This window comes from Flavobacterium sp., from assembly GCF_044349645.1.
In the GTDB taxonomy this organism is placed as follows: Bacteria; Bacteroidota; Bacteroidia; order Flavobacteriales; family Flavobacteriaceae; genus Flavobacterium.
In genome coordinates this window covers 1-9,685 of record NZ_JBIKQP010000048.1, presented here as the reverse complement: position 1 = coordinate 9,685, position 9,685 = coordinate 1, and the positions used below count along the sequence as shown (strand labels likewise).

Genomic DNA, 9,685 nt, shown 5'->3' with positions numbered 1-9,685 from the left:
GTGTAAGTGAAATTTATGACAATAAGGATAAATTTATCTTTCAAAATCCTGAAATTCAAAGTAAATTAGAAACTGATTTAAATTCTATAGCTGATTTTTTTGCCGTAGATATTAAAGTTGCCGCTGTATTTTCTATAATTATATGCGATCAATTAAGTGGAGAATCTTATTCGGCAACAAGAATAATGAAAAGTTTAGGTTTTAAACCACTTGAGTTTATGAAAACTATAGAAGAGATAAATCGTTGGAAATCTCTTGGTTTGTTGCGTTCAACAATGCGCCGAAGTTCTAAGCCAACAAATGAATATGTTTTTTCAAAAGAAGTTATTGATGCAGTTATTTACAATGATATTTTAAAGCTTAATGTTGAAATACCAGAAAATCAAAACGAAGCCTTTTTAAATATTAGATCCTATATAAATAATGTCCTAGCAACAGTTGAAAAGGAATATGTAGTGGAGGTGTTAATTAATTATGTTCATAAATTCAAACAGTTTGAATTGATCAAAGAGATATTTGACAATGAAGATATTAATGAAATTGAAAAAGTAATTCTGTTTTACATTATTGCCTATTCTCAGTATGGTATTCAGGAATTTGATTTAGATCTAATTTTAGAATATTTTGATGACGAATCGAATTTACACTTTAGATTCAAACAACGGGTTTCAACAGAAAAATCTAAATTATTTACTGAAGGTTATTTAGAATTTGAGGTTCCAGGATTTATTGATTTTTCCATTGTTTTACCAGGAGAGAAATTAAAAAAACATATTAATTTTGATATAAATAAATCAGAACAAAGTACTTTCTCTCCAAAATACTGCACCTTGATTACGCCAGAAAGTTTAGAGATCACTAATTTATATTTCAATACAGATACCCAAAAATCTATAGATGAGGTTTTATTATTGACTTCCAATTCTTTTACAGAAGTAATGCAAAGATTTGAAGAAAATGCTATTAACCCTGGATTATCTATGCTTTATTATGGTTTGCCCGGAACAGGTAAAACAGAGCTTGTTAAACAAATTGCCAAATTAAATAACAGAATGTTGTTGCTGGTTGACGTAGCTTCGATTAAATCAAAATGGGTAGGGGAGAGTGAAAAAAATATAAAAAGAGTTTTTAACGAATACAGGCAAGCTGTAAAATTTTATGGTGAAACGCCAATATTATTTTTCAACGAATGTGATGCATTAATTAGTAAACGCAATGATGTTCAATCCTCTGTGGATCAAATGAACAATACTATGCAAAATATTTTATTGCAAGAACTCGAAGATTTTAAGGGCATATTCGTAGCAACTACTAATTTAATTCAAAATATTGATAAAGCTTTTGATAGACGTATTTTATATAAACTCCATTTGGATGAGCCAGAAAATGAAACTAGATTTAAAATTTTGAAAAGTCATTTTCCAAATTATAGCGATTCTCCTTTGTTGGAAATTAGCAATAAATATCATTTAACTGGTGGCCAAATTCAAAATTTAAAAAAGAAGTTTTTAGTAGAACAGATACTATTTAAAAATTTAGAATCTACTGAAGAAAATTTCAAAAATTATATTGAAAGTGAATTGAACTTTCGTAAAAACAAAAAAAAATCAATTGGGTTTTCTTAACTCAATTAGAAATACAAAATCGTTCTTTTAATATTAATCAATATAAAATATATATGGTAACGAAATCATTCTTAAATAGTTTAAAACAATTTGATTACAAATTGAAATTCAAATTGTTTATTAAATTAACAACAATCATTTTGGCTTTAAATTTAATTTACATATTATTTTTTGCATTTTTTTCAAGCGACATTGCATCAACTTTATTTATATACAATCCGTTGTTTAGCCCTTTTATTCATTCAGGTTTAGAACATTTATTATATAATTTACTTTTTTTAATATTGGTAATTTTACCAGATTACAACAGCAATTTAGGATTAAATAATTTAATTAAATTTTCACTATTAATTTCATTTATCCTATTTCCATTAGTGTTATTAAACATTACAACTCCAATGATTGGAATATCTGGATTGTGTTATTTATTGTTGTCACGAGTATTATTGACTAGAAAATCGTTCCCAAAATTCAATATTGGATTTTTACTTTTTTTCTCTTTTTATGAGTTTACTTCGTTGGGTAATAGTGATTCTATTTCACATTTATGCCATTGTTTAGGAATAACAATTGGCGTTGTTTCAATTGTAATAAATAAACAATGGATGTCTAAACAACATCAAACTTCAAAATACATTAGGAATTTAAATAATTAATTATGAAAAAAACAATTGCAACATTGGTATTAGTTTTCGCGCTAAATTCAAATATTCTCGCTCAGAATAAAGAAGAAATTAGAATAAAAGAAATGATTACTTGTGATCTTTCATATAAATATAATCTGGAAGAAGACGCATCCTATAAAGACAAAACTATTCAAAGAGTACTGCTCTATTTTGAGAACAAACCAACGCCATTGGATGGAATTCAAAGCCAACATATTTTTGAGCTTCCTATAATGGGAATTGATTACAATGAGGGAGAAACCTATAATTTAATAAATGTATCTGACGCTTTATTAGAAGGAATTGAAGACGTTTATTCTCTTGCGGGTTCTGATGTTATATCAGCCAGGATAAATAAGTATTGCATTGAATTTGTTTCTGTTAAAGAAAAAAGAGTAGCAATTGTAACCTTAATAAACAGCAAAGATTCTAAAGAAAGATTAAATGAAATGAATAGACAAATTGGTTTATTTGAACCGAATAATTAAAAATGCAGCTATATTTTATAAAAAACCCCTAACAACAATTTGCAAGGGGTTTTGTTGTAGCGAGAGGGAGATTTGAACTCCCGACCTCAGGGTTATGAATTGAGTTTTCACTCGATTTTTACCCCCATTTATATGCCAAAAAAGATGATTTCTTTAAAAATGGTGTACGGTTTGGTGTACTGTTTGGTGTACTGTTTTTGAATTAAATTTCGAGTGCAATTTAAACTTTTTTTATTTAAATTATTGTTTTTTCTTAAAAAATCAATTTTGATTATATTGATGTGTTTATGTACATTACACCCTACTTTTTAAAACATATTTCGTTTATAATGGAAAAAAAAGCCCAAAAATAACATTTTAGTGGAAAATAAAGTATAGTTTTGCTTACATAAAGTAGAACTAATGGAAAATTATATCCCAACGCACCTACAAGAAGTTATTTATTCTTCGAGTGATAAAAAAGTAAGAAAGCAAATTGCTTTGCTTGAAAAAACCGGTAAAATTAAAAAAATTGCTCCTCGTATTTTCACTTCTAACTTTGTTGATACCGATGAGGTTATTATCAAAAGGAATATTTTTTCTATTCTTGGTAATTTATATCCTGGTTCACTATTAAGCCATCGTTCTGCAATTGAATTTAAACCAACCAACACAGGTCAAATATTTGTTACCTATACCTATACCAAAAAAATTGAATTACCTGGAATATCAATTCGTTTTATGGAAGGTATTGGAGCAATTGAGGGCGATAATTCATTCTCAGGAGAACTATTTGTTTCGCAGCAAGAAAGAGCTTTTTTAGAAAATCTTCAATCATCAAGAAAAACAGGTCCAGAATCTAAAACGATATCAATTTCTGAATTAGAAAATAAACTAGAAAAAATCGCACAAGTAAAAGGGGAAGAGGGACTAAATCAGATTAGAGATAATGCAAAAGTAATCGCCGAGAAATTGGGTATGCAAAAAGAGTTTGAAAAATTAAACAAACTTATCAGTGCGTTATTATCTACTCAGCCTTCCAAAATATTATCATCGCCACGGGCAATTGCTCGAGCATTTGGAAATCCATATGACCAATCCAGAATAGATTTGTTTGAAATACTATTTTTAGAATTAAAACAAAGAGAATTTAAAAACGTAATCGATATTAACACTTCCAACACTGCTTTCAAAAATTTCGCTTTTTTTGAATCCTATTTTTCAAATTATATTGAGGGAACTCGATTTGAAGTAGGGGAGGCCAAAAATATTATCGAAACCGATACGCCTATGTTCAATCGAGATGAAGATTCTCACGACATATTGGGGACGTATAAATTGGTCAGTAGTAAAGTTGAAATGAATATTACGCCATCTAAACCTGAGGAGTTCGTCGATATTCTTCAATACAGACACCGATTGCTATTGGAGGCTAGAACAACAAAAATGCCGGGTGTATTTAAAGATAAAAACAACCGTGCGGGTGAAACGTTTTTTGTGGATTTTGAATTAGTAAAAGGAACTTTAATAAAAGGTTTTGATTATTACAAAGCACTTACAGACCCATTTGCAAAAGCAGCTTATATTATGTTTATGGTTAGTGAAATTCACCCATTTTTAGATGGTAATGGAAGAATTGCCAGAGTAATGATGAACGCTGAATTAGTAAAAGCAGAACAAACTAGAATCATAATTCCTACAGTATATCGAGATGATTATTTAGGAGCATTAAGAAGATTAACAAGGCAACAAGACCCCTTGGCTTATATAAAAATGCTACAACGTGCACAAGAATTTAGTGCAACCTTAAATGCAGGTACTTTGGAAGAATTAGAACTACTATTAGAATCATCTAATGCTTTCAAAGAACACGATGAAGCTAAATTAAAAATAATAGTACAATAAGAATGTGATAATATCTTGTCTTACCACTAAAAGACAAAAAACTACTGGAGCAACCCCATATTAAAAGTGGAATTTTTTTTAAATACCTTTAGAGTAGGAATTAAATACCATTTTAAAAGTAGAGCATTATATTTATAACAATAAAATCCCGATACTATCGGGATTTTATTTAAGCTATTTCTTTTTGTTGTTTGATTTTAGTTTTTCAATTTCAGCTTTTGCCTTTTCAATTTCAGCTTTAGCTTTTTCTAATTCGATTTTTGCTTTGGTTAATTCTTCTTTTACTTCATCAGTTCCTTCAACATATCTTACTTCTTTCAAGGAATTATCACCAATAGTTTTAGCGTTTTTCTTCTGTATTTCAATGGTGCTTTTACCATTATTATTTTTTATATTAATGGATTCAATTTCATTTTTATCTAATTTATTTAAATCTTTATAAGAAATCAATTTGTTATTTAGTAGAATTTCAGTGTCTTCAATTGGATTCTTAGTTTTCGATGTTTCTGATTCATAACTTACTCCCAAACTTGTTCTTACTACTTTGTTTTCGTCTTTATTTGGAGCTTCTTTTTTTGTAGTTATTTCATAATACATTTCACCTTCTTTTTTATCGATGTTGTATTTAGATTTTAATTGTTTTTCGTCCAATTCTTCAAATATATCAATTTCTTGGTCTAGTGGAATTTTACTTTTAATAGTGGCTGTTTGTAGCTTTCCGTTTACAATTAAATTCACCTTTTTTCCATTTTCGACTAAGTTATCAATGGTATAGTTATTAATATAAATACCCTTTTCAAGTGCGACAGCTTCAACTGCTACAGCATCGTTACTTTCTTCAAAACCGCAATCAGTATCATCATCTTTATCAGAATTAATAAAAATTTTGATGTTGTTAATGGGTTCAGTTGATTTTCTTTCAAGAACTCGATTGTATGTTTTTCCTGAGTCAAATGAAAGTTTTATTTCAATAATTTCCCCTTCTTTATTTCGTTTTACTTTAGAAATTTTAAGTTTATATTTTTTGACAGAAAAAATCTTTTGCAATTCGATGATTTCTTCATCTGTAGTATTTTTTGTCAAAACTGAAGAAAAAACTGAAGAAACTAAAAAGTTATTTTTTTTAATTTTGCTTTTTTCAATTTTACTTTCCTTTACTTGTGCAATAGTTTCAATTTGAAATAATAACATAAAGCCTACTAATGCTGGAAGAATTGTTGCGTACTTCCAAGCGTTTCTTTTGTCAGATTGATTTTTGTGTAACATAATAATTCGTTTTTTAATTAATGATTGATAAAATGGATTGGTTATACCTGCTATTTGTTGATGAACAACTACCTTTAAAAGTGTTTTTTGATATTCGTATTTACTATCAATTTCTTCCAAAGACTGATTGTCGGCAATGAATTCTAAATTCTGTAACATGGCTTTTCGATACAGCCAACTTATTGGATTAATCCAAAACAATGCACAGAATACTTTTGAAAACAACACATCTATAGAATGCCATTGTTTTGCGTGAATGCGTTCGTGCGTTAAAATATGTACGAATTCCTCTTTCGAAAAAAGAGTAGGATTAATAACGATGTACTTAAAGAACGAAAAAGGATTTTCTGTCGAGTTAGCATAAATCAAAGTATAATTCGTATTATTTTCCTTTTTTAATTTGACAATCTTATAGAAGAATGAGGCAATTTCGAATCCCACTTTTAGTAATATTACAATGGTAATTAAACCATAGGCTGCACTTAAAATTAGCGACCAATCTATAGGAGCTTCCGAAACAGTTCTAATTGTTTTTTCGGTTGTTATTGGAACAACTTCGATGAATTTAGAAATCGGTTCAGGATTAACCCAAATGGTTTTTGTAAACGTAATTAATGGTAAAATGATTGCTGTTACTAACCCCATTAATAAATACCAGCGATTTGAAACGTAAAAAGTTTCTTTACGCAACAATACCAAATACAATAAATAGAATAAAATAATTAGTCCATTTACCTTTGCAAAATAGAGTAGGAAATTTTCCATACTATTTCTTTTTTTCGATTAAAGCTAAAATTTCACGGAGTTCCTCAGCTGATATTTTTTCTTCTTCAGCAAAATAGGAAACTAAATTTTTATACGAGCTATTAAAATAATGGTTAATAGCAGTATTCATAAATGCTTTTCGGTAATCCTCTATTGATACAATAGGGAAGTACTGGTGTGTTTTTCCATAGGCATTGTATCCTACATACCCTTTTTCTTCAAGATTTCTTACAATTGTAGAAAGTGTGTTATAATGAGGTCTTTCCTCTACAATTTCTTCCATAATGTCTTTTACAAAAGCTTTCTTTAGCTTCCACAAAATGTGCATTATTTCTTCTTCTTTGTTGGTTAGTTTTTGCATGTCTTTAAATTTTATAAGGCAAACCTAAAACTATTATTTTAGTTATACAACTATTTTTATAGTTATTTAACTATTTTTTTAGTTTTTAAACTATTTTACTGGGTTGGTTCAATCAATAGGCGAAGGGTTATTAGCTTTTTATGTTTGCAATAAAGGTTGATATATGCTCTTGGAAATCAATTTTGTGCAAACTATATGCAAACCATTTAAACAAAAAAGACCTCACATTACTGTGAAGTCTTTCTGCTTTTGCTCCCCTTTTGGAGAAAGTTACAATTTTGACTCGATAAATACTTATTCAATCTTAAAAAAATTAAGGCGATGTACTAGATTATAACTTACTTACACATTTTTTTATATTCCTCGGTTAGATTTAAAAAAGGTTTTAAATTATAATCCGTATAAACTTCTGCTTCAAATGCATTTTTTTCTTTTTTATTTTTCAATTTCTTTTTTCCTTCAGCTATTTGTTTTTCCATCTCTTGATATTTCTGAATAGCATCTTTTTCCATTTCTTTTGTTACATCTTGTTTAGTATCTAACATCCTTGTAAACTCAGGACAATCTTTAGCAATAGCTTTTATTGCATTAATAACTTTTGAATGTATTTTACTTTTATTTACCATAAAATCCATTAAAGAAAAATCTAATGGATTAATCGCAAAATTATCTTTTGGGTTATTCATATAGAAAACGGTTCTTACATATTTACCTGCTCCTTTAATAGTTATATTATAACCATAAAAATTTATTGAATCATTTTTAATTAACGGCAAAAAAACAGTATTTCCAGAATCAACAATTTCACCATTACTTTTTGCTTTTAAAATGTGTAAACGTTTGAATTCTTTTACCTTATTTAATTCACTATCAAAATAGGTAATATAATTGATCGAATCTGAGGGAATAGTTCTATATTTTTCTGAAGCATTTCTTCTGAACTTTATTTTTTTTCTGTCTAAATTATTATTCGATTCCATAGTACTGGGATCGAAATCATAAGGATTGGTAAATTCAATGAAATTAGGAGAGTCAAAATCTTGAACTTCACCTAATAATCTTTTCCCATCAATTAAATTAACCGTAGCATTAATGTATTCTACTTTACCAAAATAAAAATTTATGTCTGATTGAGTTTGTCCATAAATTTTACCAATTAATAACAAGAGGACTAAAGAAATTTTTTTCATGATTATGGTTTAAGTTGTTGAAATCAAAAATAAAAAAAATAATCAGATTTTTACTCTCTAAGTTTAATACGCTAAAAATTTATTAAAAAATCAAAATTGTAAATTATAGAAACAACAAAACTCGATACGAAAGTATCGGGTTTTGTTTTGCTCCCCTTATTGGAGAAAGTTACTATTTTAGTGAGATGATAATTTATTTAACTATCAGAAATCAGGGAGCTGAACTAACTAAATTAAAATAAAGAATTTGATTTTATCGTTACATTTATTACTTTTTGTTGTTTGATTTTAGTTTTTCAATTTCAGCTTTTGCCTTTTCAATTTCAGCTTTTGCTTTTTCTAATTCCATTTTTGCTTTGGTTATTCTTCTTTTACTTCATCGGTTCCTTCAACATATCTTACCTCTTTCAAGGAATTATCATCAATAGTTTTAGCACTTTTCTTCTGTATTTCAATAGATCTTTTACCATTATTATTTTTTATATTAATGGATTCAATTTCATTTTTATCTAATTTATTTAAATCTTTATAAGAAATCACTTTGTTATCGAGAACAATTTCAGCATCTTCAATTGAATTATTTTTCTTTGATACAATTCTAATTTCTCCATTTGATTTTCCTTTTTTTACATCAACTGATTTAATAGTTTTCACATCAATTTTATCCATTTCGTCTTTAGAAATCTCTTTATCATTAAGGTAAATTATTGGGTCAGGATTAATTTTAGACGTTGATATATTAATTGTTTTCGTGGTAATTTTAACATTATTTTCAAAGTTATTCACTTCTACTTTTTCTATAGCATTTGGGTCTAATTCCGAAATTTCATTACTAGTAGTTTTTACACCATCAATATAAATGTCTTTGTCAGTAATTTTAAGTGATTTTAATGCATTTGAAGTTTTAACAGTTAAATCAGTTATAGGGTATTTTGAAACTATGACATTCTCATTGTTTTTAGATTTTTTCAATTCTTTAAATCCCATCTCATCACCATTTATAAAAAAACAAAAAGATTGAATTGGTTTTGTACCACTAATTTCAGTAGCTCCAGAACTTCCACCTTTATTTGTAAATGCAACTTTAATGGATATAATTTCTCCTTTTGAATTTCTTTTAATTTTTGAAAATTTTAAATCCACATCATAATTTTCTTTTGCAGCAAATGAAGATTCTTTGATTTGTTTTTCAGTATTATTTTTATCAATTACAATAAAAAAGGGTATTTCTTTATCTGCAATTTCTTTTGTTGTAGATTGCTTTTCTTGTGCGACTACTTTTACTTGAAAGAAAAATACAAATACTCCTAATAGTGGAAGTACCAATGAATACTTCCAAGCGTTTCTTTTGTCAGATTGATTTTTGTGTAACATAATAATTCGTTTTTTAATTAATGATTGATAAAATGGATTGGTTATACCTGCTATTTGTTGATGAACA

General features: G+C 27.7%; 7 protein-coding genes and 1 pseudogene. 4 read left to right on the top strand and 4 right to left on the bottom strand.

The genetic code is table 11. From position 1 onward, the window contains the following. The 4 genes from AC9UFV_RS08680 to AC9UFV_RS08665 form a co-directional block, all read left to right on the top strand. The coding region (locus AC9UFV_RS08680; protein ID WP_509574890.1) for an ATP-binding protein at positions 1–1,625 on the top strand (1,625 nt) is incomplete at its 5' end. A 140-nt stretch (positions 1,626–1,765) separates the two neighbouring features. After that, positions 1,766–2,281, top strand: coding sequence for a rhomboid family intramembrane serine protease (locus AC9UFV_RS08675; RefSeq protein WP_509574888.1), 516 nt, complete (start codon positions 1,766–1,768; stop codon positions 2,279–2,281). A gap of 2 nt (positions 2,282–2,283) precedes the next feature. Then, the gene (locus tag AC9UFV_RS08670) at positions 2,284–2,778 is read left to right on the top strand and encodes a hypothetical protein (protein WP_509574886.1); all 495 of its coding nucleotides are present in this window, start codon (positions 2,284–2,286) and stop codon (positions 2,776–2,778) included. 402 nt (positions 2,779–3,180) lie between these two features. Beyond that, positions 3,181–4,662, top strand: a complete 1,482-nt coding sequence (locus AC9UFV_RS08665) for a Fic family protein (protein ID WP_509574884.1) — start codon at positions 3,181–3,183, stop codon at positions 4,660–4,662. Between the two features lie 174 nt (positions 4,663–4,836). Here the strand turns inward: AC9UFV_RS08665 and AC9UFV_RS08660 are convergent, their stop codons facing one another. From AC9UFV_RS08660 to AC9UFV_RS08645, 4 genes and pseudogenes are all read right to left on the bottom strand, one after another. Then, the gene (locus AC9UFV_RS08660; RefSeq protein WP_509574882.1) at positions 4,837–6,693 is read right to left on the bottom strand and encodes a M56 family metallopeptidase; all 1,857 of its coding nucleotides are present in this window, start codon (positions 6,691–6,693) and stop codon (positions 4,837–4,839) included. A gap of 1 nt (position 6,694) precedes the next feature. Next, positions 6,695–7,054, bottom strand: a complete 360-nt coding sequence (locus AC9UFV_RS08655; protein ID WP_509574880.1) for a BlaI/MecI/CopY family transcriptional regulator — start codon at positions 7,052–7,054, stop codon at positions 6,695–6,697. Between the two features lie 338 nt (positions 7,055–7,392). Further along, positions 7,393–8,244, bottom strand: a complete 852-nt coding sequence (locus AC9UFV_RS08650) for a hypothetical protein (RefSeq protein WP_509574878.1) — start codon at positions 8,242–8,244, stop codon at positions 7,393–7,395. 360 nt (positions 8,245–8,604) lie between these two features. Then, positions 8,605–9,685 (bottom strand): annotated as a pseudogene (locus AC9UFV_RS08645) (hypothetical protein); the annotation flags it as partial.